The following is a 22,919-nucleotide window of genomic DNA, read 5'->3' as shown; positions in this document are numbered from 1 at the left end:
CAAATCGATCTTCAAATTTGATCCTAGCATCCTGAAAGGACATATCATGACACGCATCTTTACATTTCCCGCGCTTACAACAGCGTTGACTCTCGCCCTGGCGGCGGCGGCATTGGCTGACGATGAATACAACGTTTCGAACAGTCTTACCTTGACTGGGCAGCCCCTCGGCATGCATGGCGTCGATCCTGTATCGATGTTTGAAGCCGAAATACCCGAAATGGGCAACGCCACTTTTACATCGGCCCATGATGGAGTGGACTACTATTTTGCGTCGCAGGCAGCGAAAGCCACATTCGAGGCGGATCCGACGGCACATCTGCCTCAATTCGGCGGGTTCTGCGCCTTTGGCGTCTATGTAGGCAAGAAGCTTGATGGCGATGTTCGGTATGCCGATATCGTGGACGACAAGCTCTATCTCTTTGTGAATGAGGAAATCTTCAAGAAGTACCTTGAGGACAAAGAGACCGTGATCCAAGGCGCCCATGCCAAGTGGGCAGACATCCACCACACGCCTGTCGGCAGCCTTTGATCGAGGAATTTGGTGGCTTTTGCCGGTCGGAGCCACCGCTGCCTCTCCCCTCCCCAAAAGGCCGGCATTTCTCCAAGACACCCTGTCCGCAATGACAATTCGCGTGTGTCGAAAACTCTTCCCAAAGGAAACCAGACATGACTGATTTTGAGACATATACAATCGCCTCAGCCCCTGATGCCGCGAAACCAATTCTGGAAGCATCGCTGAAAGGATATGGTTTTGTACCCAACCTTTATGCGGCCATGGCCGAAGCGCCCGCAATTTTGGAAGGCTATACGACACTTTCCAGCATCTTTGGAAAGACCAGCCTGTCAGAGACTGAGCGCCAGATCATCCTTATGACTAACAACCGGTTGAACGGGTGCAAGTACTGCATGGCCGCCCATACCACTCTTTCACAGATGGCCGGTGTCCCCGAAGACGTGATCGCAGCGTTACGCGATGGCAGCCCTATCGCCGACCCCAAATTGGAAGCGCTGCGCAAATTCGCCATCGTGATCAACGAAAGCCGAGGCTGGCCCAGCGACGCACAGGTCGAGGCGTTTCTGACGGCTGGTTACACACGCCGATCTATGCTGGAAGTCATCCTCGGCACAGCGTTGAAAACCCTGTCGAACTATACGAACCATGTGGCGGAAACCGCGTTGGATGATGCCTTTGTGCCAAATGCATGGATCGCCTCGGTCGCGGCAGTGGCTGAATAGCGCGACGCCCGCCCATTTGTTAATCTTGCTTTTGGACCTGTGTTTGATTCCCGACAAGAAGGGGATCTGATTTTAGACGTCCGACAGCAAAGTCCGGATTCCTGCGCATCGCTGACCTTACGGAACGGAGAAGCACTTTGTGTTCTCGGCTCAACGCTAGAACTGATCTAGATTTCACGACTGACTGATGTCCGAAGGCAGCGGAGATTGGCTGACGAGAGCGAAAACGCAGCATAATCGCGACTTATGTTAAATCCCAATCAGTCTCTGGATCGGGGCAATATCCGCAATTCTTATACCTGAGATTAATTTCGACCTGCAAAGATGGCCCGGTATTCTAAATGAGGATTTGACATGAAAAAACTGGCAACCATCGACCTACCCAAAACAAACGCAAACGCCTTTCAAGTGCTGGCGCGCTGCCAGTCCGCAGCCGAAAGAGCCGGAGCCGAGAAAGCCAGAACTCAGAATTTTCTGGAGGACGCCGTCCAGGGGGATTATGAGCACTTGTTGCGTGTGGTGAATACCTACTTCGAGGTCTCGAATATCGGGTCTTGATTACAGAGGGCGAAGACGAGCAGACAACGTGTTGCAGTGTCATTGGTACTTATAAGAAGTTTGACGGCTTCACTGGGTAGTATGCGAAAAAGGAGTAGCTGAGTCCGTTGGACGCGCAGCCTCAACCCGACCCTCCCTAAAAATGAAGATTGGTGTCCCGAGTATGTCTCTCGATTTGTTTCTTGGTGCTTGCCAAATATTGGTCATCTGCAACGCAACAAGGAAGATGTTATGAGAAAATCAAAACCAATGACTGCAAAAGCTGCTGCGCGTGTACACATGATGTAGGTGCGCTCATAACGCTGCATTCCCAACATTGATTTCATTGAAGAAAATCTTGGAAGATTGCCCATAACTCTGCGCGGTATTTGCGCATAACTTTGCACGATTTGCCCATAAGTTTGCGTGCCACAGAGAACCCATCTAACAAACCAGTTCCTATGGCTTATCTGCAATTCTCAAATGCAACTTATTCCCAATCGCCAGCAGACGAGCGCCAAGTCTTGGCTTCGGCATCCCAAACACTAGCCGTGACGCAAGGCGTCGGGTTTATACCGTCGCAATTGGATCCATGGACGTCCGCAAGGACAACGCGTTGGCGTCCAAAGTCAACAACCGTCCAGCCTTGGTTTAGCAAGGAGTGCACCTCTTCACTAACCCAAAAGTGCGACATGCATCCGCCAGTGCCGCAGTAAAGAGATGCGGCGCTCGAACACGCAAAGCCAGATTCATTCAGAACCCAGTCGCGTTTTAGATCTCCGTCGAGATCAACCCTTTCAACCGCACCCCAATCTAAGTCAAACTGACCGTCGTTGAAATCCGCGCAGGCCTGTGCCGCCAGATCAACCTTTGCCCGCAAACCGGTGGGAAGTTGCGAAACGTCAGCCGCGATAGCTGGTGAGGTCCAAACTAGACCCGAAACCAGAACAAGCCAGGAAACCACACCTTTTAACTGGCGCACTTTTTGGGAAGCCGGTTGGAAAGCGGCGTCAATTGCATTGATCATATCTGTAATCTCCGTACTCCATCCAGTTTACCGAGCCTTCGCTAAAAATCAGAAACTCGGACCTGTCTTCCCCAAGCAGGGCGACGACAAATCCGGCCGGTGGTTCTGAGTTTCCGAAGTAACTGTAGGCAGTCATAGCTCTTATCGCCTCACCGTTGACCGTTACACGTGCGTCCCACTCCCCCTCCGGATTATCCAATATTACGGGTTCAATCACGCGTTTTATGCCTCCGCCACCGCAATAGACGATGCCTTCGGGTGCTTCGTATGAGGCCTCTTGGCTAGCATCCGAGTCGCAGGCAGAACGAAGGGACCGAATTGCCGCGCTGGAACCCTTCAAGTCAAAGATTCCGTAGCTGACATCTTGATCAATCATCGACAAATTAACCGATGCATTGACCGCAAGCTGGTCCAGCACAAAACCATAGTCTTGCTGACTATTGAAACTGACCTCGACAGGAAAATTGTCGACGATCTGCAAAGCCGCGTTTTCTGCGCCAACTTGAAATGCCCCAACTTCGGTGGTGCCGTTCTTCAAAAATCGAATGGAAAGCCCCTGCTTCTCCACAATGTCCTGGCTGTCCTCATATCCAGCCGGCGCAAAGCGGATACGGTTACACTGAAGTTCCAGCGTCATGTTTCCAGATTGAATAAATGCATTGGGATTGGGCCCGGAACTAAACGACCACTCCGCTGATGCTGTAGTCGCCATAACCACCATCAGCGTCCCAGTGGAAATCGTTTTGAAACTCATTTTCTCTCTCCATGGTGTTGTAGTTCGCACTGTCGTTCAGCAGAGATTCCAGCCAATTGCCCGGGTAGCCAGGTCAAGAAACAGATGCGCCGTATTCGTTTGCGCCTTCTTGGGAAGGTCGTGTCAACCACCAGATCATCAGAATGGACAGAACCAATTGAAGTATTGAGACAACAACAATACCGGTCATGCCCAGGACTGCCGCGGGTCCTCGCAATGCATCGGGGTTTTCCGTCCCTTGCTCCAATACCGAGAAGAACGCCACCCCACCCAGCATAACAAAAAGCGTTGTAATGCTGAGCGCCATCGGCAGCAGCAAGTACCAGCCAGGTCGTCCTGTATCATGCAGCCGTCTCCAACCGGCAGCCAGCATAGGTATGAGAACAGTCAGTTGGAAAACAGAGGACAGGACCCGAGATCCTTGCCCTGTTTCAGGGTCAGTCCCAAATATGATTGTATCCAGCACAGCTAAAGCAGCACTCACGAGAACTACAAACAAGAAGAACCACCAGTATTCTGAACGTTTCGCCCGACCGGAAAACTGGAAGTATTTCGAGAAACACGTCTTAACGGCTTCACCAAATCCCATCTTTCAATCCCTTCATTGTTTCTGTGCGGCCTCAAATTGCTTCGCCGCTCGGGGGAACACACTCGCAGCTCCCACTTACTTTTTTGTTTGAACGCAGAGGCCTATCGTACGAGAGCGTAGAGAAATTTACGCGCAGGAAAAATATTGATTTATTAAAAATTAGATTCAAACATGCGAATTCGACACAACTTTATTTTACCTCCGTTGTTGTCGTTGCTGCTCGCTGTGCCGAGCCCTTCCGACTGCTGGAGTGAGTGCTGGCGGTCGGAAGGCACTTTACAATGATTGAGCGCTGGGAGGACGCGATGCTCAGACTAAACGTACTCGCCCTCTGTCCAGAGTTTGCTCTAGCATTTGCTAGTGACGTCATTCGGCCTTCACACGTTATTGTCGGCCCCGATAGTCAACGAAATATCGTCCCGCCGACCAAGCCCCCCGCGACAAGTTGTTGGGAAGGGAAATCACAGGGTCGAAGTATGTTCCATAGCCTGCTCTGACGCGAGAACTTCAAACAAGCCCATCCAATTTCACTAATTTCAAGGGAACAAGAGGGAGAAGAAAATGTCCAACAAGATGGTGATGATTGCAGGCGCAACTTGTTTCGCATTGCTTGCAGCCTGCGACGAGACGAGTACATCCAGTGCGTCCGCCGAACTCACGCCGGCTCAGCAGGCGTGTTTGCGAGATGTAGCCAGCACAACGAACAATTCACAAGTCGTGGTGCTCTCATCCGCGTTTAGCGAGGCGGGAACACAGGTCACAGTCGGCGTTGGCGAGGATCGCGCTCCGTGGAATTGCATTGCTTACAGTGATGGCGCGACAGCTGGTATCGAGTTCCTTGGCGACGAAGGCGCATTGTGAGCAGTCTGCTGCGTAGCTGAAAACGGCTGCGCAGCACTGGCTTGATCTGCTGAGGCTCGACTTGGTTTGTAGAACCACCATCATCGTATTCGCGGTCATGTACCTGTTGGCGTTGGTTGCATTCTTGACGGGCACATTTGGCTGGTTGGGACAGGAACGAGACCCTTTGTCCGGAGTGTTCCTGCTGCCGTTGGGACTACCTTGGATACTTGTGGCGGACTTATTTTCGGATTCCGCCAAGCCGTGGTTCGCGGCGATTGCTCCGGCGCTCAACCTGTTAGCGCTGGTTTTGATTTGCAGATGGGCACGCAGATTGCGCCAGTAGTGGTGGCTGAACTCTTTCTCACCAAAAGGGAGGAAAACATGGGAAAAGTAATCTTGGGAATTGTGATCGGGCTCGTCCTCGGCGTGGTTGGGGCGATGACCTTGGGTGGCGGGGCCGCGGTGGGTGTCGGCGTTGCGACAGGCTTGTCCGCCGGTGTCTGCACCACATTGAAAGGAGCACAAGCTGAGAACCTTATCACCGCCGAGCAAGCGGATCAGATCCTCAACCGCGTAAATTCCGAAATGGCGTCACTGCAAGGAATTGAAACGACGGACGAGATCGTCGGCAGCGCGCAGGCATGCGATGAATTTCTGTCAAAGTTACGAGACGCGAAGTGAGGTTCCGCTTTGTACGGAACAAAACTCTAAGGATCAGCCAGCAAGGGACCATCTGATGAAATTCCCTGTACTCAAATTCCTCGCACCGATGTTCGCAATCGCAGGCACGGCTTCTTTTGCAATGTCTGAAGCAGACGACGCGTGTATCGATCATTTGCGACAGGTTGGAGGACCAGACGGTCAATCAGGTACGATTGAAAGCTCAGAGTTCTCAGAAGCGGGCACGCTCGTCATGCTACGAGACGCAGGCGGAACACTTTGGCGCTGCATCGCGTACAAGGATGGTAGCATCGGCGAGATGTCGGTTGTCGAAGCGATGGATGATGGCGGTGGAGCCATGGCAGGCGCCGCCGGGTCTACTGGTAGCCAACGTGTCAAATTCGATGCTGGTTCCACCGGCGCCGAACTCGTTGGTGAACTCGCGCCCGGAGCGTCACAGCAATATGTTCTCGGGGCAAAAAACGAACAGTTTCTTTACGTCCGCGTTGCTCCGCGAAATGGCTCCTTAGACTACGTTATTCGTAACCCCGATGGTTCTGAACTGTTGGGATTAATGTCGGCGGACAAGGAGTATCGAGGGCAGCTTTGGCAATCTGGTGATCATGTTGTGGAGGTTATCAATCGCAGCAACTCTTCCGTCGGCTACAACGTAATTTTCGGAATTGAATAGGTGATCGACCAGAAGCCCTTGAACACGTTCCCAAAACAGCCAGGAAAAACACATGAGAACCAATGTCCTAATGGTGATCGGCGCGGTATGTATTTCTGCACTTGCAGCATGCGAAGAGAGTGGCGGATCGGTGGATGCAAGTGCACCAACTGTGGGCAGCTCTAGCGATCTTTCGCCATTTGAAGGGGCAAGAGCGGGCCAAGCTGAAATGGGCATCCAAAGTCTCGGATTTGAACTCATCCGAAGCGAAGGGCTGACCTCGTACTGGTTTAACAAGGATACAGGTGCATGTGCTCAGATCACGACGTCTGAGGGAAGGTACTCAGATGTAGCTATGCTGCCATCAGGTGACTGCTGACAAATTTCCATCAATCCCAAATCCAAGAGAAGGAGCCCAAACTTGCAATTCGACCTGGCACACGCGGCGGTCATCGTTGTCGCCTTAATCATCACTAACCTGGCATTGAAATCGGCTGGCGTGATCAACGAAGAAAACAAGCACCAATGGAACTGGAAAGTTGTTCTAGCCTACTTCGTAGTCGTCGTTATCATCAATCTCGTGTGGCCCATCTAAAGTTTCACAGCGGAAAGCTATTTGCCCACTTGATATGGTTGTCATGAACTAGCCTTTCCGAGAGACTATCAGGTCGCAAGAGTTTGAGCATTAAAGGTTCAAGAATAGAAAGGATTTGGCATGCGGTTTTTGGCGTCCCTCATATTCATTGGTGTTCTCGCAACCGCTGCGAATTCTGACGTGACCAGTCGAAATGGCGGTCCAAGCAACAGTCAAATGCTTTCAAAGGGTGGTGACGGAGGCATTGATGGTGTCGCTTTCTTTCGCCCAGTCTTAAGCGGAGTGTTGTATCGATCCGGTTTCAAGGGCGGCGACAAGGATCGAACTGGCCTAAGTGAAGGTCAACGCGAAACTCTGTGCGGCGAAGGGTTTTCAACCGGGTTTTATGCCGACTTCGGCAAAAACACTGAATACGGTCGCACCAGCTGCGGAAACGGATCCTTTGACTATCAGAGCGCCAGATCCTCTCGACCCGATGCTGTCATGGCGTCCATACACGAGGTGATTAAAAACCCTGGAAAGGGCCCTGTTCTGGTGCACTGCATGTGGGGCGTTCATTCCTCAGGTGCATTGTCGGCGATGGCGCTCGTTCAGTTTTGCGGTTGGACAGAAGAAAGGGCCAAGGAATATTGGAATGATGCCCGAAACGGAGCCCCTTGTTCAGGCGGGTGCGACCAGTGGATTGACTCAAAATTTTCCAACTTCAGTGTCGACCCAAAATTGAAGATCTCCAACGAGCAACAGGCAGCGATTTGCCCCAAATGATATTGGGAGGACTATCAAAATGAAGTTCAATCTTCTGGGGTCATTTGCTTTAATTGCACCCACTGTCTTGTGGGCGAACGACGATGTTCTCGGTGAAGCCACGACATTTGATAGTCCCAACGGCGTTACTGAACGCTGTATTCGGATCGAAAAAGTTCCAACGGGCGAGTATAAGAAAAGCGATCTTGAGGAAGAAACGGCCTATTGCGAGATTGATTTCTATGCCTCCGAAATTGCTATTTGCCCAAAAACCTGGAGCACCAGCCCAGGAATGGCAGTCTACGATATTTCGGAAGGACCTTACGTGGGGAACCGTTCTGAATTCGAGAGAAACGCTTGCAAAGAGGGGAAGGCGGCAAAAGATCTGGCTAAGGACAGGGTGGCTAAATTCAAGTCCACCATGAACCAAAAAGGCACCAGTGGAACCTTTTCCACGTCTTCACTGCTTTACTATCATTTCTCCAGATATTTCGACGCGACTGTAAAAGTTCCAGTCGCCGTTTGGCGTAGCATGGACGCCCAGGCGCATTTTTCCGAGGTCGCCGAGCCTGGCCTTGCGATTTCTGGTGGCTCTCATGGCGGGCGCATGAACCACGAAGGCTGGCGGGTCTTCGCAGCTGCGGATGCTGACCCGAACTCATACCAGCCAACCGACGATCTGTTCACCGCAGATCGAACGCAAATATTCGGTGTGCTGCTTGATAGCCCTGGGCATCGATACGGCTCGGAAATCAACGGCACCCGTAAATCTGGTTGGGGAAAAGGTCAGAACCGCGATTTTCAGGAAACTCCTGCTTTCTTGGCTTTGCGTTCTTCAAAACCCTTGCCAGAGGCCATTGTAGAGGGCGTCGGAGAAGGTCGAAGAGACCGGATGATCAACAAGGATCTCGGTCCCGATGTCAGCGACCAACAGATGGCATTTTGGATGCAAGAACTTACCGAGATTGTACTCCTCGATTTCATCTTTAGCCAGCAGGACCGCGTAGGAAACATAGACTTCACACCCTATTGGTATTGGGTCGAAGACGGAAAGCTGAAGCATAAGAAAGCCAAGCACCATGAGCCAAACGATGGAGACGTTCCCGCCGACGCGTTATTGATCCGTCGCAGCAATCTAAACGACAACGATGCTGGCGGGCGTGTCGAGTATGCCAACTTCGCGAAATCCACTCAAATGCTGGAGAAAATGCGGCACTTCTCTCCAAGCGTGTATCGGCGCTTGGTCGCTTTGAATAGTGATCTTCAATCTCAAGGTCCCGTCTACGGCTGGCTATCGCAAAGCCTTGGGTTGTCAGATAGGCAGATTGCACAAGTTGTAAAAAACACCGAGCTGGCAACGTCCATTCTCCAGGACAATTGTTCTAATGGTGATTTGATGTTCGACTTGGATCCTGTCGCATTCTTTTTGAGAAACAACACCGAGGTAGAGACAGTGGATTGTAATGACCCGTAGGCTTTCTACGCTTTTCGCGGCGTTCATTTGGACCACTCTGATCGCCTGCAAAGCGGCGGCATTGGATGTTATCGTCATATCGGATCTGAACGGCAGCTATGGTTCGGTGAAATACGATGCCCGCGTCGACAAGGCGATTAAGCGGATAGTCGAGATTGATCCCGATTTGGTGATTTCGACGGGCGATATGGTCGCGGGACAGCGCATTCCCAACTTGTCCGACAAACAGGTGAGGGAGATGTGGAAGGCGTTTCACGAGGCGGTATCAGATCCCTTAGAGGCTGCCGGCATTCCATTTGCGGTCACGCCTGGAAACCATGATGCCTCCGCCTACCGTGGGTTCGAGCGTGAAAGAAAAATATACGCAGAGGAATGGACTCCGAGAAAACCAGACGTTGATTTCCTGGTTTCAGATGACTACCCGTTCTTCTACGCATTTGAGATGCAGGGCATTACGTTTGCGTCTCTGGATGCAACGACACTGGGCCCGCTATCCGGTGATCAGCAGGACCGGCTACAGGAACTGGGTGCAGACGGGGACCCGATTGTCACTTTCAGTCACCTCCCACTTTGGCCCTTCGCGATCCAGCGCGAGCGCGAAATCATCGGTGATCCGACACTTGAAAAAATCTATTTGGAAAGCGGTGTCGTTCTGCATCTGTCAGGCCACCATCATGCCTTCTATCCCGGTTGGAAAGACGGTGTAGCTTACGTCTCCCAAGCTTGTTTGGGAGGTGGTCCGCGGCGGCTTATTGGCGATAGCGCCAGATCACCTCACAGCTTCACTCATGTTACGTTCCAGCCGAACGGAGAGTTTGGGATAGCAGTATATCGAGGACCCGATTTCGAAAGGTCGGTTAACTTCAAGTCGCTTCCGAAAGAGATCAGATCCCCGAACGCGGTGTTGAAACGTTTGGACCTTGTTAAATGACTAAAGGTTGAGTTTCAGTTCGACTTTTTCTGGGACCAGATCGTTTACCATCTCTTCGATCCGGGCTTCTGAAAGCCCTCCCGAGGTGATGAAAAGCAATGAGACGCGAGACTTTCCGGGGACGTGGTGTTTTCTGACCAGCTTCCAGCCAGCGTCTGCGGCCATAGCTTCAATGGCGCCGCTGACGTTCAATGAGTGTTCTTCGTCTGAAGCTTTGAGCGAAATTTCCACACCCTTGTTTCGTCCACCGAGCCAAATGAAACACCAACATACAACCGCCACCAGTGTGGCCATCAGCGGCAAGCCCAAACCGACCGCAAGACCAAGAACAGTCACGATTATCATTTCGACAGTGTCCACCGGATCATCGAGATTGGAGCGGAACCTGAGCAACGCTCCGATTCCAAATATGACAAAACCGATCATTGACCCGTGCTGAACCACCAGAAAACCAACCGCCATGCCGATAAGCGCATACAGGAAGAAAAGCCTTGGCATAACTATGTCGCGGACGCTTCTACGGGCTTTACGTCTCACCGGATGATAGACGATCAAGCCAGCCAGAATGATCGTGACGATCACATCGAGAGTAAAGAAATACAGTTCCTGTTTGCCACGAAACTGCGTCCACCGGCGTTCGATAACGATTTCTGACCCCGAAGCCCCGGCCAGCATCGTCGCAGGGTCGACTTGTGACACCGCAGCACCTGGCAACAGCAGCATCAACAACACGGTCACAAGTGTGAGGGTCGTATTCAACTTGTCTTCCTTCCTGCTCAAGCCAAAGGCTTACGCTTAACAAAAGCACATCGTGCCCTATTCAATTCAATCGCAACAGGCGGGATCAGGTAAAGAGATTACAGTGCATTCTTCGGACATCGTATCCGGACTGTGATACGAACGCTGATACAGGGATGTGGTCCAAGCGCGAGAGAATCCAATGACAGAAAACAGAGTGTTTTCGTCAAAAGCTGAAATTTCACGGTGTTTCTGCAAACTTAGACGACTCGCTTTTACGGCCAGCTTGTTTGCGGCAGCCTTCTTGCCTTGGACCGATTTTGCCTACGCCGAAAGTGCTGGTTTGGTTCTGGTCGATAAATTCAAGGTGGCAGACAAATCAGAGGGATTTTCAGAGCCTTCCGGTTTGGCAATGTCTAACGCTGAAGGCTTCTTGTGGTCTGTAAGTGATGCCGAACCTAAACTGCACCTACTCGGAGTCGACGGGGTATTAGGAAACTCTTTCAAGTTGCCAGCATTGGCAGGATCAGATTTGGAGGGTGTTGCACCTCGAAAGGATGGGTCTGTTTTGGTGCTTCAAGAAACTGACCGATCAATCCTAGTCGTTCACCCAACTGACCCCATTCAACTGACGACAATACCTCTCGCATCTCTTAAAGGTTACCCGACCGCCGCTGCATTACTCGTCGGCAACCCATTGAACAAGGGACCCGAAGGCATCGCCGTTGACCCGGAATCCGGGCGGGTCTTCGTTGGCATTGAGGGACAACCAAGGTTGTTAATGGTGTTATCGCCAGAGCTAGACGAAATTATTGAGATCATTCCTTTAGCCCGCGATGCAGGTTTTATCTCCGAGCGTGTAGATGATGATGAACTGGATTTGAGTGGCCTGGCATGGTCCCGGTCCTCGCGTTCTCTTTGGATTGTGAGTGACAAAAGCCGTCAGATCTTCGTCTACAATCCAGTGTCCAAGTCCGTAAAGTCTATCAGTTTGACGTTCACAGAAGATGGAAAACAAAAAGAAGTTAAACATCCCGAAGGGATCGCCCTCGATGAGACCAGAGGGCTTCTCTATATCCTGACAGACGATGCCAAGAAATCGCGGCTTTATGTTTTTGAGCAACCGGAATTGTGAGGATTGTTCTACTAGTTCTCTACTCTAACTTGTTGAAAAGCCGGGTTGTGTAATTGAGCGCCGTCGTATGTGCGGCATATTAAGTAAATCTGCGTTCTGTTCACTGTGTTTCTTAAAAACATCACCCATCAATACATTCGAGTAGCGTCAGGTTCACACATGCGAACCACATAATAACATTAGCCTTCAACATGCTCAGTCACTTTAAGGTTGTCAAAAATGCGCGTATTCAGCTCAGTTGTTTTTGCGATCATTTGCACTCTTGTGGCCACTGCATCAGTTCCAAGAAGTAGCATTGCCCAAACCTGGGACATCGCGTCCCAGCACTCGGTCAGCGGCGTAACGGTGTATGATGCGGATGAGCTGTTAACTTTTGCCGGTCAGTTGGCCTTCAATCGGTCAGGGCGCATCACAGCGTTGGAGGTCGCCTCAGCGATCACTCAGATCTACCGAGAAGACGGTTATTTCTTGGCTGAGGCCTGGCCCGGTCCCGATGGGCAGAGCATAATTGTTGATGAAGGGCGCATTCAAACCATCGAAATTGAAGGCGTAGATACTCGCACGTTCCAAACACTAGAGAAGATTTTTCAGCCCCTCACCACCTCCTATCCCATAACGCTGAAACGATTTGAGCGGGCAGTGATGCTGGCCGAGGACATACCTGACTTGGAATTGTCGACCGAACTTGATTACCCGGATCAGGCTGGTGCTCGGCTGAGAGTATTGGGAGAGCCCCTGCGAAAACAAGCCGGTAGTGCGACACTCGACAACCCTCCGCGTGAGCTTGGAGAAGCGCTCAGTTTCTATGTCGTACAAGAGTTTTATTCAACGCTGACCGTCGGGGATTTGCTGCGATTTGAAGGTTCCGGCAATTACAACTGGGACAAAGACGATGAACACTCTTTATGGGGCGCTCTTACCTATCGCACGCCGCTGAACAGTAATGGTCTGTACGGCGAGATTTTTTATGGGAACATAAACGCGAAGCGCGACCTCTCGGGGGACTTTGCAAGAACCGATATAGACGGCGAGAACTTCACCGTCGCGATGGGTTACCCCGTGATCCGCGATGTGGCCCGCTACGGATACCTTCTTCTGGACTATCGCCTTTCAAAAGCGGATTCCGTCAGTGGTGGCGTTCCACTATCCAGTGACGCAAGTGTCGTTGGCCTTACATATCTTTACGGGCAAAACTATCCAAAGGGACAAGCTCTGGAAGCGGGGCTAACCTTATCTTTTGGTGACAATGACAACGACACGACAGACGCGAATTTTGACGACGGAGACTCCTCGTTCTGGCATCTACGAGGCGGCGTCGGATACGAAAGCCCATTAACGGGCTTGTCGCCCAACACAGCTTGGCGCGCCGAGATTTGGGGGCAGTACACAAAAGATCGGCTGCCCTCTGTCGAAGAGTACTTCCTTGGTGATCGTTATGCTTTGCGCGGATATCGTTTTGACGAAGTGGATGGTGATTCCGGGATTTCCGCGATTTTCGAAGTGTCTCACTCCTATTTTCCAAGTTCCCAAAGCATTCATCGCCTAACGCCCTTTGCCTTTTTTGACGTGGGTTACATCTCGAACAATGACCCTGCGAGTTTTGAAGTTGATAATGCTACACTGGCATCGACAGGTCTGGGGTTGGACATTGAGTTTAAGCAAAACCTATTCCTATCCGGATACGTCGGTGTTCCTTTGAGAGACGGCCCTTTGACCGACTCTGGCGATCCTGGCGCATATCTTGCTCTGACAACAAGTTGGTGAGAATGTTATGAAACTGAACCGCATTGCTTTACTTACCGCAGCTTGTTTGATTGCTGAACTGGCCGCCACGCAGGTCGTTGCGCGCGGAAATCACTACGGATGGTGCCGAGGCGTAGGGAACCCACATCAGTCGAGCCAAGGGTGCGGGCAGGCTGGTGGGCAAGGGGCAGGTAATCAAGTTACTGGCCCAACTCAGCCGGTGGCAAATCAGTTGCCGCCTAAGGGAACGCAGCAAACGCCCACTTCCGTTACTGTTCCAGTCCTAGCGCCGGGCGCGGTCCCGAACGCAATTCCCGGTCAGGTTCCTATTGCGACACCAATAGCGGTTCCTGGTCAGGTTCCCACGCCGGTAGTAGCGCCGACCCTAACTCCGCCTTTGGCACCAAACGCGACACCAAACCGGGTTCCGACAGCTGTTCCAAATCAGGTTCCGCCATTGGCTACCGGTCCTACCGCGGTGCCGCCGCAAGTTCCGACTGCAACTCCCAATCAAGTTCCGATAGCTATCCCTGGCCAGGTTCCACCTCAACCTACCGGCCCAACAGCGGTGCCACCACTTGTGCCCACCGCAACACCAAACCAAATACCAGTCGCAGTTCCTGGTCAGGTCCCACCTCAGCCCACCGGTCAAATTGCTGTGCCACCGCTCGTCCCGACTGCAACACCAAACCAGATTCCGGTCGCAGTGCCCGGCCGTGTTCCGCAACCCAGCGGTACTACAGCGACACCACCGCTTGTCCCAACCGCAACCCCCAATCAGGTTCCCACGGCGGTTCCTGGTCAGGTTCCACAGTTGACACCAAAACCGACGGCAACTCACGTGGCCGTCCCAGGACATCCGAAACCACAAGGCGTCGTGACAATCATGCGCCCAAAGCCGAGGCCGACAACCGGTACTGTCCAACAACCTGGCACAACACAAGTGACCCACCATTTAACCCACCAAAGTAATGCGAAGAAACACGATCACGTCGCAGCAACACCTGGACGACATGACCCGCACGACCTACCGAGGTTCCGCAACGCGGCGGCCAAGGAAGACTGGGAATGCGTTGCCAGCGGATTTGGACAGCGCCGGTATGATGCTGGGCGAGGCGTGTTGCTGAACAACGGAGCGTTGCGGCACCTCGGAAACGTGGACGCAATGGCACGCGATGTACCGGCACGACATCCAAAACACTCTGGCTGCATTATTTCGGTCAAACGAAAGCAGCAGTAGCGCCAGTCTGGTAAAGGCACATCTTGAAACCTTAGAGGAATTCTTCCGAGTGGGAAGCTGGTTTCCGACCAAGGTTAAGCTGAAGAATAGACATCAACCGAAGGTGTCATCGCTCAGAAGGTTAATGAGGCATAAAATATGCCTTTCTGAGTGCTGTTTGGGCATCCGGCTCGGATCATCGGATGCCCCAAAAAACCGACTAGGAATTTCGCAAAAAAGCGAATCCTCTACGAGAAGGAGTCCTCCATGAGTGCTAGATTGGTCCTTCTGCTTGCTGCCGTTGGCCTCGTGCCAATTGCGTTGTCATACGGTCTGATGCCCGGCAGTTCGATCCCAGTTTTGCTGGGATTTCCGGTGGAAGGGACGAACCAAACCCACGTGTTCCGAGCGATTATGGGTCTTTACCTGGCAAACGCATTGTTCTGGTTGGCGGCCGCTTCGAAACCAGAATTACAACGCCCCGCGCTGTGGGTTCTATTTTTGTTTATGTCGGGACTGGCCGTTGGACGCATACTAAGCATTCTTATCGATGGAGTTCCGAACGGGATACTTCTATTTTATCTTGCGGCCGAGATAGCTTTTGCAGCCCTGGCGGCGGTTTCGCTGAAAAAAGTACGATGAAACAGGAAGTGGTAAAATGCTGAGGTTTTTCTTCGTTCTCTCGATGGTTGCGACTTCATCTGTGTCGACATCCGCTCTGGCACAATCGTCAACCATCCAGACTGCGGTGGACGAAAACTTCTTAGCGGTTGAGACTGTCGTTGCCAAAGCGGGAGATACTCCAATCGCATCGATAGATCACGCGCGACTGGCCAAAGCCGAAGGCGTAGAAATGCCAGCGTCTCGTGTACTCATTTTTTCTGATCCTGAGATAAACACGCCAATTCTGGAAGAGACCGTGCGAGCAGGTCTGGACCTTCCTTTTCGCGTACTTTCCTTCGATCAGGATGGTAACCCACAGATCGCTTACACAGACTCTCAATTTCTCAAAGTGCGGCATGGTCTGAATGACACCCAAGCGTTAAATGCATTTGAGAGCAAGATGCTCGAAGTTCTAAACGACTTGGATGCAACACCAGCGCCAACCAGCGGATTGTTTGCCGACTATGGGGTCATCGAACTGCAAACTCTGCTCAGCGTACCAGAGGCAGTAGAACGTCTCAGGACAGCTGTGATGGGGCAGGACGATACTGTGTGGTTTGGGGAAATCGATTTTGCGACCGAAGCGTCCCAACTGGGGGTGGACCTGCCGGAGGCGGTACTTTTACTGTTCGGCGGACCAGCACCCGGTGGCGTAGCTATGGCGGGCTTTCCGGCAATTGGTTTGGATGCCTTTTGCCAAAAACTACTAGTTTACGCGAATGAAGAAGGCGGCTCCGTAGTGATTTTCAATGACATCGCTGCATTGGCGGAATTGCACTACGGTTCTTCAGCCGAACCTCATTACGGTTTGAACAAACGGCTTACCTCAACATTTCGCACTGCAATTGAGTAGCCGCTGGTTGGAAGTCACAATTTTTCTGAATTGCTATATTCCGTATTTAGCTGCCCATTCTGGGCTGGGTACAGACCATCGCTACACTTAACCCCTAACGGCAATTTGCGGGCAATGTTGCCCTGGGCGCGAGTATACACCTAATGTAGGGACGCGCATAACACTGCATTCCTTCCCTTGATTTCATTCAGGAAATTCGTGTGTGCTCACCTATAATTTTGCGCGGTATTTGCGCATAAGATTGCACGAATTGCCCATAACTTTGCACTGTTGAAAGAGCTCGTTCAATTTTTGGTAGTTGTCGTGCAAACCAGTCAACTAAAAGGGATATTTGTCCGAACTGCCGGATTTGTGACGCTCGAATTTCAATGTCCGTTTTGGGCTGTCTGCGGCCCTTTGGAGCAATAATGCCAATGGCGGCAAAGTCCGCAAATTAGACGTTCAAGCAAGTTGTAGCGAACGACCGCATTGCGAGAAATAGCGGCCGCAATTCGAATTCAAACTCCTAACTTGGTGGCTTCCAATTGGCCTGTCTCATTGCGTTACCAAGGTCTTCCCCGTATTGCGGATTTGCAAAAAGCTTCTCAAACAGCGCACCCACGCGACTGTCAGGCCACTCGCGTGACAGTTGTTCAGATAGAGTCTGAGCTTCAGCCTTATTCCCCAACATCTGATGTGACGCCATTAGGTAAGCAACGGTTACAGGTCCGACAGGGCCGCCTTTTTCCGTTACTCGTTCAAAGGCTGACACAGCGCCTTCATAGTCCTTCATATGGAACTTTGCTGACCCCATCGCGTTCTGAAACACATAACCCCGCTCTAGTTTGATTTTTGAAAGTGCGTCCTCGCTAATTTCTACGACTTGTTCAAATGAACCGGAATAGAGAAGAACCAGCGAGACGAACTCCAAAACATGTACGTCGTGCGGTGCCAAACGCCGTGCTCTTTGCGCAAATTCTATGGCCTCAGGCCAGTTTCCCTTGGCAAACTTGACCCAGGCCATTGCGGACTGACTCCACCCCGTTTCCGGGGCCAACTCGATGGCCCTGTTTGCCTGAGCGTCGGCGTAGTTCAACATTTCCTTAGCTAGGTCGGCATCTGATGTAAGCACAGCAATTGTCGCAGCGACCTGCGCAGCGCCTGCATGACCGCCGAAGTAGCTTTCGTCGTTTTCAATTGCCCCCTTGAATATGGTTAAGGCCGCGTCAAGACGCGCAGGTTCCAAGGCCGGAAAGATTAGATCACGACCAGTATTGGCCAGATTTACAGCCTGAAGGCGCATAGGGGATGCATCAAATATGGCGCTGCGCTCGTCACGACTCAGTCCGTCGGCTGGCGAACCGACTGGATCCGCCAGTTTTTTCGATAGCACCACAACAGCAACGACAAAACAGGCTAGAACGAAGAGGCCGGCAACTCCAACGAACGGGCGACGCCAAGTGTTTGCTCTGATTTCCGACCCAGCCGGAGGAGGCTGAAACGTCTCGGGCGACCTGACCAGAATCTCAGGTGCATAGCCGCCCTTTGGCAGGTCGAATATCGTGCCTTCTTCGAGACCGTCTTTGGCATAGTATTCGGCAAGCTTGCGACGCAGTCGACCAGCATCGACCCGAACCACGTTTTCACGGCGCGACATCTCTGACGGGGTCCCACCATAAACATCCATGGCGATGGTCTTGGCACGAATATCATCGGCCCGACCGTTGAGCGATTCTTCGACCACATACACCAAAAAGTCCTGCAATCGCTGCGAACCCGCGAAGGTCGAAGATTTGACAAGCCGCTGAAGTGCCGCCCGAACATCTTTGGGCACAGGTGACCCGCCCTCATTCAGTGCAGTAGATGTGTCTTTGGTTAAATCCATATTTTCAGTAAGTTACGCATTAGATTACACCGTATTATGCCCCGATAAACCTTTTGTGAGAAGTGAATTCGGCGAAAACTCAGGGCAGTCTGCTGATCCATCGAATGAGTCATCGCAATTGGAACGTTACGCCTTTGATACCCTGTTTCCCGATCACCAAACCGCAATTGCGGATTTACGGCGCGCGGATACGGAATTCGATGAGATCTGCCGCGACTATCAGCTTCTATGTGACGAGTTTCTGTCAATGAACTCGGAGCCGGGAAGCCACTCGTACCAATTCGCCTGCGATATCCGCGATACCCTGGATGGTCTTCGGGATGAAATCCTCCAATCGCTGCGGCGCGCAGGAAAGATGTAATCCATAGGGGAAGGGATACCGATGAGATCATTATTGAAACATGCCTCAGCCATGGTGCTGATGGCTGGCGCGGGTTTTGCCCAGGATGCGCCCATCATCCATGATGGAGAGTTTGAGTTCTTGCGCGCACAGTTTGGAGAGCAATGGGATGCGCAGGACACCGAGATTGAGGCGAAACTTGCCGAGATCCGCGACGCCAATGGCGGCCAGCCGCCCAATATCCTGTATATCCTGATCGACGATGTCAGCTTCGGTCAAATGGGTAACCGGACGATGAACTACGTCACCGGTTTCGATACGCCCAACATCAACGACTTTGCCACCGAAGGTATGTCCTTGATGAGGATGTATACTGAGCCATCCTGCACACCGACACGAACGGCCATGTTGACCGGTCGTCATCCGGTGCGCGCCGGCGTTGAAGAGGTCAAAGTTGCGCTGGTTGGCGAAGGTCTTGCAGCTGAAGAAGTCACGATTGCCGAGATCCTGAAGGAAGAAGGATACAACACTGCGCATGTTGGGAAATGGCACCAGGGCGATATTGAGCAGGCCTATCCGCACAACCAAGGGTTTGATTGGGCCGCATTCCCCTTGCATCAGCAGGTTCAACTCAGCCTGATGACCCGGGATGCTATGGTTGCCAACAACATGCTTGGCTTCCATCCATCCGGTCAGTCCAACCAATTCCAGCTGGATGAGCGATTCAAGCCCTACGGTCTGGTAACCGGCGTTGAAGGGGAAGTAGGCGGCTTGGCTCGCGAAGTCGACATGGCGCCGGGCGAAGAATGGACACAGGCCAAATACGAAGAAATGAACCTGCGCTATCAGCGACAGGCACTGGAACAGCTAGACCGCCTCGCCTCGCAGGACGACCCATTCTTTATGCAATACTGGCCACTCTATCCGCTGAATTTTGCTTATCCGGATCAAGCCGTTTCCCGCAATGGTGGCTTTCATGCCGACAAGTTGCAGGTTCTGGACGGCTGGATCGGTGAGGTTCTGGCTAAGCTGGATGAAACTGGCAAGGCGAACAACACCGTCGTCATGATCATGGCTGACAATGGCTTGATGTATCACTACGAAGGAACGTCCGGTCTGAACCAGTTGATTTATCGCGGCGGCAAGACGCAGCACCTTGAAGGCGGTGTGCGAACTGACGCGTTCATCCGCTGGCCCGGCGCTATTGAGCCAGGTAGTGCAGCAGGTGACATCGTGCATGTATCTGACCTGTTCACCACCTTCGCGCGGATCGCAGGCGCAACTGACCGCATCCCGCGCGACCGCGTGATCGACGGCATTGACCAGACTGCGCTGCTACTTGAAGGTGAAGGCAACTCGCGTCGCGACTACGTCTATGTGTACGAAGGGCCCGTGTTGCGTTCAGTCGTGAAGCAAGAGTTCAAAATGCATTTGCCGGCCCCCGGTCAGCCCGGAGCTGCGGCCCCCGTGTTCAATGTCTATCGCGACCCACGTGAAGAACATCCGCTTGTCGGGTATTCATTATGGTCCGGTGCATCATTCCAAGACATGGTGAAGCGGCATGAGAAAACCATTGCAAAACACCCGCATCTGCCGCTGGGCAAGGGTGTGCCGTATGAAGGTATTGAGAACCTTCGTCCCGAAAGCGAGTTGACCCGAGAAGTCTTCTCCAGCTGGCAATGATGAAGGTAGACGGCGGCGAGAACCTGTCGCCGTCTAACCTGACCATCCAACTTCTCCCAGGTGTATGATGTTACGCAACTTCCATTGTCTTGTTCCTCTGATCTATGCACTGGTCGTGGTAGGCTCTGCTTCCGAAGCTGAGGAAAACGCGTCAAATCCATTGGCTGCGGTTAACAACACCGACATTCGATATCAGTACTTCGATTTGGCACGGGGTGCAGACCGTCAGGATGCCTTTGTCGATGGTGCATACATGTTACGCCCCGATCTAAAACTAAAATACGAGCTCCACTACAATTCAACGAATGCTACTGGCGAAAGGTTCAACGGGTTCGAAAAGACAAGCTTCAAGCTGATCTACTTTCCCTCACAGAAACCCTTGAATGACACCTGGAGCGTGAAGTCCGCACTTGGTTTGGAGTGGATCCTCGATTTTGGTGACCCTGACGAAGGCATCGGCACCGGGTCGGATCAGATAGCCCCATTTGGTGGGTTCGCATTTGCAAACACTAATACTGGGCTGACTCTGATCCCTCTGGTCCAGCACTTTGCTTCATATAACGGTTCGACCGATGTCAGCCAGACTGCGATGCGCCTTATTGCGCTTCAGCCATTTGGTGACGGGTATTGGGTCAAAGCAGATATCAAAGCTCCATACGATTGGGATAATGATGCGTGGCCCGCGACCGCAGAATTCCAGATCGGTAAGAACCTCAGCCCTGGAATTGCCCTCTACGCAGATGTGTTGGTCGGTATTGGTGCTGACAGACCCTACGACCAAGGTGCCGGCATAGGTCTCAGATTCAACTACTAACCGCCGCCAATATGCAAGGAAACTCCGATGCTCCATCTCAGATTAATTAGCGCACTCGTATTTCTGTCCGGCGTATTATCTATGCCCGGGCATTCCCGCGCTCAGTCTCTACCTGCGCCAGGTCAAAACGAAACAGGCTGGCGGCATGAAGCCTCATTCTATCTGTTCACACCCCTAAGAACCACAGGTACGTCAACCGTGGCTGGACAATCCGCGGAATTGGATCTGGACCTTGGTGACGTCCTGGATGTGCTCGATTTCGCGGCAGCCGGCCGGTACGAGGCTTGGAACGGGGATCTTGGGATCATCGTTGATGCGAATTATGTGGGGATCGAACAGGATACCACATTGCCTGGCCCTCTCGGTGCCGGGATTAACGTCGACGTTCGTCAAAAATGGTTTGGTGTGCTGGGGGCTTACCGTGTTGCAAATGGCGTGTACGGTAGCAGGAGCCAGCGATATGCAATCGATCTCCAAGGCGGTCTGAGGTACAACTCCATTCGTCAGGAAATTGACCTAACTACCCCGGGACCGAGAAATCCACCTACATTGGGCGGAGATCAGGGCTGGATCGAACCAGTAGTCGGAATACGCGGAATGTGGCGGCTAAACCAGAAATGGACTGGGATTGCGTCTTTGGAACTTGGCGGGTTCGGTGCCGGTGGAAATGATCTCCAGGTTGGCGCAAACGTTGGTTTCGACTATCAGCCGTGGGAGAAAGCTGCGCTCACATTCGGATATCGTTACTTTAGCGTAGACTATAGTGACACTTTGAGTTCCGGTGAATTCGCCTATGATGTCGACCAGCATGGTCCATACATTGGAATCAAGTACTTTTTCTAACGAATGGGCGTGAAACAAGTTCCATAAGAAACGAACAGGGCCGGAAACTCGCGCTGCGTCAACTCTGTCGCTAGTCTGACCACGGCTCGGGGACATTTGCTTGATCGCACTAAGGTCGATCTACGCCGGCATCAAGTGCAACTGCAAAGCGCGGTTACCTCCAGCATTTGGTTAGCGAAAAAACTCGGTTTTGATTGTCTCCTCTGGGCTGCAAATAGTCCTTGATTGTTCAGCCTTCGATGGCGACTTTGTCCGCAGAGCAGACACTCAGCAAAATTCGAAGAATGTCTGTAAAGAGCCCACTTTGGCCGATGCCGCGCGTTGCCCGAACTACAGAAATACGTAGTAAGCAGACTGTGTGTCTGGATCTGCCAACTCTTGCATTCTGCGATGGCTTCCAACGCAGCAAAGCGCTGCGACTGAAACTAGAAAATTTTGCATCGGCAACGATGCGATGCGTTTCATCAGTATCTGATCAGAGTATCCAGTATCGCTTGCCGTGTTGCGTCATCATTGTGGAAAATCCTGCCGGTGAGAAACTCAGATGGAAACTCCGGCCACGTTTTACGCATTTCAGTGACTAGTCGTTGAGCTTCTTCGGTATGTCCCAACTGATCGTGCGCAACGGCTTGGAATAGGAGAGCAGGAGCACTTACAGGCGCACCGGCAGCGGGCGCTCCTTTAAAAGCTTCGACAACCTTTTCGTAATTCCCGAGCATCAGTTGCGATACACCCCAAATATTTCGTGCGCCAAAGCGACCCGATCCTGACCTTAGTCTTTCTGGATCGCTAGCCTCGGCCGCAAGATCCGGGGCGTTGGCCATGATGGCGGTGATACCGACAAGATCCAAAATATGACTATCATTCGGCTGTCTAGCCCCCTCGTTCGGCACCACTAAATTGAGGTTTCTCTAATAAGGTTTCAGGCACAGGTGGGCGCATGTTCAGAGCATGATGTGGC

Annotated in this window: 25 protein-coding genes; 19 read left to right on the top strand and 6 right to left on the bottom strand. The window is 52.1% G+C overall.

Annotation, left to right across the window (positions count from 1 at the left end; translation table 11 throughout):
- The first annotated feature begins 46 nt into the window (after positions 1-46).
- The 3 genes from ACR0J8_RS21650 (at position 47) to ACR0J8_RS21640 (ending at position 1,797) form a co-directional block, all read left to right on the top strand.
- Complete coding sequence (locus ACR0J8_RS21650; RefSeq protein ID WP_170790462.1) at positions 47-532, top strand: YHS domain-containing (seleno)protein; 486 nt, start codon at positions 47-49, stop codon at positions 530-532.
- A gap of 137 nt (positions 533-669) precedes the next feature.
- Positions 670-1,239, top strand: coding sequence for a carboxymuconolactone decarboxylase family protein (locus ACR0J8_RS21645; protein WP_142639617.1), 570 nt, complete (start codon positions 670-672; stop codon positions 1,237-1,239).
- Positions 1,240-1,593: 354 nt separating this feature from the next.
- A complete protein-coding gene (locus ACR0J8_RS21640; protein ID WP_480527450.1) occupies positions 1,594-1,797 on the top strand; it encodes a hypothetical protein in 204 nt (67 codons plus the stop codon).
- Between the two features lie 469 nt (positions 1,798-2,266).
- Here the strand turns inward: ACR0J8_RS21640 and ACR0J8_RS21635 are convergent, their stop codons facing one another.
- From ACR0J8_RS21635 to ACR0J8_RS21625, 3 genes are all read right to left on the bottom strand, one after another.
- Entirely contained in the window at positions 2,267-2,803 is a 537-nt protein-coding gene (locus ACR0J8_RS21635; protein ID WP_480527451.1) for a hypothetical protein, read from the bottom strand.
- Positions 2,787-3,557 (bottom strand): hypothetical protein, encoded by a 771-nt coding sequence (locus ACR0J8_RS21630; protein WP_480892240.1) that lies wholly within the window; start codon positions 3,555-3,557, stop codon positions 2,787-2,789. Before ACR0J8_RS21630 ends, ACR0J8_RS21635 begins: the two co-directional genes overlap by 17 nt.
- A 73-nt stretch (positions 3,558-3,630) precedes the next feature.
- Entirely contained in the window at positions 3,631-4,146 is a 516-nt protein-coding gene (locus ACR0J8_RS21625; RefSeq protein WP_480892237.1) for a DUF805 domain-containing protein, read from the bottom strand.
- 561 nt (positions 4,147-4,707) lie between these two features.
- On the opposite strand from ACR0J8_RS21625, the gene ACR0J8_RS21620 reads away from it, so the two are divergent.
- The 8 genes from ACR0J8_RS21620 (at position 4,708) to ACR0J8_RS21585 (ending at position 10,063) form a co-directional block, all read left to right on the top strand.
- On the top strand, positions 4,708-5,007 hold the full coding sequence (locus ACR0J8_RS21620; RefSeq protein ID WP_170617435.1) for a hypothetical protein: 300 nt from the start codon (positions 4,708-4,710) through the stop codon (positions 5,005-5,007).
- 300 nt (positions 5,008-5,307) lie between these two features.
- A complete protein-coding gene (locus ACR0J8_RS21615) occupies positions 5,308-5,670 on the top strand; it encodes a hypothetical protein (RefSeq protein WP_170470484.1) in 363 nt (120 codons plus the stop codon).
- Positions 5,671-5,725: 55 nt separating this feature from the next.
- A complete protein-coding gene (locus ACR0J8_RS21610) occupies positions 5,726-6,340 on the top strand; it encodes a hypothetical protein (protein WP_170624503.1) in 615 nt (204 codons plus the stop codon).
- A gap of 52 nt (positions 6,341-6,392) precedes the next feature.
- Positions 6,393-6,698: a hypothetical protein gene (locus ACR0J8_RS21605; protein ID WP_170418736.1), complete on the top strand. Its 306-nt coding sequence runs from the start codon at positions 6,393-6,395 to the stop codon at positions 6,696-6,698.
- Between the two features lie 42 nt (positions 6,699-6,740).
- Positions 6,741-6,914 carry a hypothetical protein gene (locus ACR0J8_RS21600; RefSeq protein ID WP_157054209.1) on the top strand — a complete coding sequence of 58 codons (174 nt, stop codon included), beginning with the start codon at positions 6,741-6,743 and terminating at the stop codon, positions 6,912-6,914.
- Positions 6,915-7,034: 120 nt separating this feature from the next.
- Entirely contained in the window at positions 7,035-7,679 is a 645-nt protein-coding gene (locus tag ACR0J8_RS21595) for a protein-tyrosine phosphatase family protein (RefSeq protein ID WP_170418739.1), read from the top strand.
- A gap of 19 nt (positions 7,680-7,698) precedes the next feature.
- Positions 7,699-9,132: a hypothetical protein gene (locus ACR0J8_RS21590; RefSeq protein ID WP_480665951.1), complete on the top strand. Its 1,434-nt coding sequence runs from the start codon at positions 7,699-7,701 to the stop codon at positions 9,130-9,132.
- Positions 9,122-10,063 carry a metallophosphoesterase gene (locus tag ACR0J8_RS21585; protein ID WP_170617077.1) on the top strand — a complete coding sequence of 314 codons (942 nt, stop codon included), beginning with the start codon at positions 9,122-9,124 and terminating at the stop codon, positions 10,061-10,063. Before ACR0J8_RS21590 ends, ACR0J8_RS21585 begins: the two co-directional genes overlap by 11 nt.
- Here the strand turns inward: ACR0J8_RS21585 and ACR0J8_RS21580 are convergent, their stop codons facing one another.
- Positions 10,064-10,822 (bottom strand): DUF4956 domain-containing protein, encoded by a 759-nt coding sequence (locus ACR0J8_RS21580; protein ID WP_480892230.1) that lies wholly within the window; start codon positions 10,820-10,822, stop codon positions 10,064-10,066.
- Between the two features lie 181 nt (positions 10,823-11,003).
- Between ACR0J8_RS21580 and ACR0J8_RS21575 the strand changes: the two genes are divergently transcribed.
- From ACR0J8_RS21575 to ACR0J8_RS21560, 4 genes are all read left to right on the top strand, one after another.
- Positions 11,004-11,936 carry an SdiA-regulated domain-containing protein gene (locus ACR0J8_RS21575; protein ID WP_170520097.1) on the top strand — a complete coding sequence of 311 codons (933 nt, stop codon included), beginning with the start codon at positions 11,004-11,006 and terminating at the stop codon, positions 11,934-11,936.
- Between the two features lie 219 nt (positions 11,937-12,155).
- Entirely contained in the window at positions 12,156-13,700 is a 1,545-nt protein-coding gene (locus ACR0J8_RS21570; protein ID WP_480892227.1) for a ShlB/FhaC/HecB family hemolysin secretion/activation protein, read from the top strand.
- Positions 13,701-15,177: 1,477 nt separating this feature from the next.
- A complete protein-coding gene (locus ACR0J8_RS21565; RefSeq protein ID WP_480536490.1) occupies positions 15,178-15,540 on the top strand; it encodes a DUF4345 domain-containing protein in 363 nt (120 codons plus the stop codon).
- A 16-nt stretch (positions 15,541-15,556) separates the two neighbouring features.
- The gene (locus ACR0J8_RS21560) at positions 15,557-16,414 is read left to right on the top strand and encodes a DUF302 domain-containing protein (protein ID WP_170520090.1); all 858 of its coding nucleotides are present in this window, start codon (positions 15,557-15,559) and stop codon (positions 16,412-16,414) included.
- Positions 16,415-16,919: 505 nt separating this feature from the next.
- Here ACR0J8_RS21560 and ACR0J8_RS21555 read toward each other — a convergent pair.
- A complete protein-coding gene (locus ACR0J8_RS21555) occupies positions 16,920-18,158 on the bottom strand; it encodes a tetratricopeptide repeat protein (RefSeq protein WP_480892224.1) in 1,239 nt (412 codons plus the stop codon).
- Positions 18,159-18,396: 238 nt separating this feature from the next.
- Between ACR0J8_RS21555 and ACR0J8_RS21550 the strand changes: the two genes are divergently transcribed.
- The 4 genes from ACR0J8_RS21550 to ACR0J8_RS21535 all read left to right on the top strand — a co-directional run bounded on the left by ACR0J8_RS21550 (position 18,397) and on the right by ACR0J8_RS21535 (position 21,958).
- Complete coding sequence (locus ACR0J8_RS21550; RefSeq protein ID WP_029622278.1) at positions 18,397-18,639, top strand: hypothetical protein; 243 nt, start codon at positions 18,397-18,399, stop codon at positions 18,637-18,639.
- A gap of 21 nt (positions 18,640-18,660) precedes the next feature.
- The gene (locus tag ACR0J8_RS21545; protein WP_010443743.1) at positions 18,661-20,301 is read left to right on the top strand and encodes a sulfatase-like hydrolase/transferase; all 1,641 of its coding nucleotides are present in this window, start codon (positions 18,661-18,663) and stop codon (positions 20,299-20,301) included.
- Between the two features lie 67 nt (positions 20,302-20,368).
- On the top strand, positions 20,369-21,115 hold the full coding sequence (locus ACR0J8_RS21540; RefSeq protein WP_170806687.1) for a hypothetical protein: 747 nt from the start codon (positions 20,369-20,371) through the stop codon (positions 21,113-21,115).
- Positions 21,116-21,334: 219 nt separating this feature from the next.
- Entirely contained in the window at positions 21,335-21,958 is a 624-nt protein-coding gene (locus ACR0J8_RS21535; RefSeq protein ID WP_480892220.1) for a hypothetical protein, read from the top strand.
- A 464-nt stretch (positions 21,959-22,422) separates the two neighbouring features.
- Here ACR0J8_RS21535 and ACR0J8_RS21530 read toward each other — a convergent pair whose 3' ends face one another.
- A complete protein-coding gene (locus tag ACR0J8_RS21530) occupies positions 22,423-22,782 on the bottom strand; it encodes a tetratricopeptide repeat protein (protein WP_480892217.1) in 360 nt (119 codons plus the stop codon).
- Positions 22,783-22,919 lie beyond the last annotated feature (137 nt).

Source organism: Ruegeria sp. N11 (genome assembly GCF_056531525.1).
This window is presented reverse-complemented; position numbering and strand designations above follow the sequence as displayed.

Excerpts from the sequence above, each read along its gene's own strand:
- ACR0J8_RS21650 (WP_170790462.1), top strand. The coding sequence starts at position 47 with ATGACACGCATCTTTACATTTCCCGCGCTTACAACAGCGTTGACTCTC.
- ACR0J8_RS21645 (WP_142639617.1), top strand. The coding sequence starts at position 670 with ATGACTGATTTTGAGACATATACAATCGCCTCAGCCCCTGATGCCGCG.
- ACR0J8_RS21640 (WP_480527450.1), top strand. The coding sequence starts at position 1,594 with ATGAAAAAACTGGCAACCATCGACCTACCCAAAACAAACGCAAACGCC.
- ACR0J8_RS21635 (WP_480527451.1), bottom strand. The coding sequence starts at position 2,803 with ATGATCAATGCAATTGACGCCGCTTTCCAACCGGCTTCCCAAAAAGTG.
- ACR0J8_RS21630 (WP_480892240.1), bottom strand. The coding sequence starts at position 3,557 with ATGAGTTTCAAAACGATTTCCACTGGGACGCTGATGGTGGTTATGGCG.
- ACR0J8_RS21625 (WP_480892237.1), bottom strand. The coding sequence starts at position 4,146 with ATGGGATTTGGTGAAGCCGTTAAGACGTGTTTCTCGAAATACTTCCAG.
- ACR0J8_RS21620 (WP_170617435.1), top strand. The coding sequence starts at position 4,708 with ATGTCCAACAAGATGGTGATGATTGCAGGCGCAACTTGTTTCGCATTG.
- ACR0J8_RS21615 (WP_170470484.1), top strand. The coding sequence starts at position 5,308 with ATGGGCACGCAGATTGCGCCAGTAGTGGTGGCTGAACTCTTTCTCACC.
- ACR0J8_RS21610 (WP_170624503.1), top strand. The coding sequence starts at position 5,726 with ATGAAATTCCCTGTACTCAAATTCCTCGCACCGATGTTCGCAATCGCA.
- ACR0J8_RS21605 (WP_170418736.1), top strand. The coding sequence starts at position 6,393 with ATGAGAACCAATGTCCTAATGGTGATCGGCGCGGTATGTATTTCTGCA.
- ACR0J8_RS21595 (WP_170418739.1), top strand. The coding sequence starts at position 7,035 with ATGCGGTTTTTGGCGTCCCTCATATTCATTGGTGTTCTCGCAACCGCT.
- ACR0J8_RS21590 (WP_480665951.1), top strand. The coding sequence starts at position 7,699 with ATGAAGTTCAATCTTCTGGGGTCATTTGCTTTAATTGCACCCACTGTC.
- ACR0J8_RS21585 (WP_170617077.1), top strand. The coding sequence starts at position 9,122 with ATGACCCGTAGGCTTTCTACGCTTTTCGCGGCGTTCATTTGGACCACT.
- ACR0J8_RS21575 (WP_170520097.1), top strand. The coding sequence starts at position 11,004 with ATGACAGAAAACAGAGTGTTTTCGTCAAAAGCTGAAATTTCACGGTGT.
- ACR0J8_RS21570 (WP_480892227.1), top strand. The coding sequence starts at position 12,156 with ATGCGCGTATTCAGCTCAGTTGTTTTTGCGATCATTTGCACTCTTGTG.
- ACR0J8_RS21560 (WP_170520090.1), top strand. The coding sequence starts at position 15,557 with ATGCTGAGGTTTTTCTTCGTTCTCTCGATGGTTGCGACTTCATCTGTG.
- ACR0J8_RS21545 (WP_010443743.1), top strand. The coding sequence starts at position 18,661 with ATGAGATCATTATTGAAACATGCCTCAGCCATGGTGCTGATGGCTGGC.
- ACR0J8_RS21540 (WP_170806687.1), top strand. The coding sequence starts at position 20,369 with ATGTTACGCAACTTCCATTGTCTTGTTCCTCTGATCTATGCACTGGTC.
- ACR0J8_RS21530 (WP_480892217.1), bottom strand. The coding sequence starts at position 22,782 with ATGGCCAACGCCCCGGATCTTGCGGCCGAGGCTAGCGATCCAGAAAGA.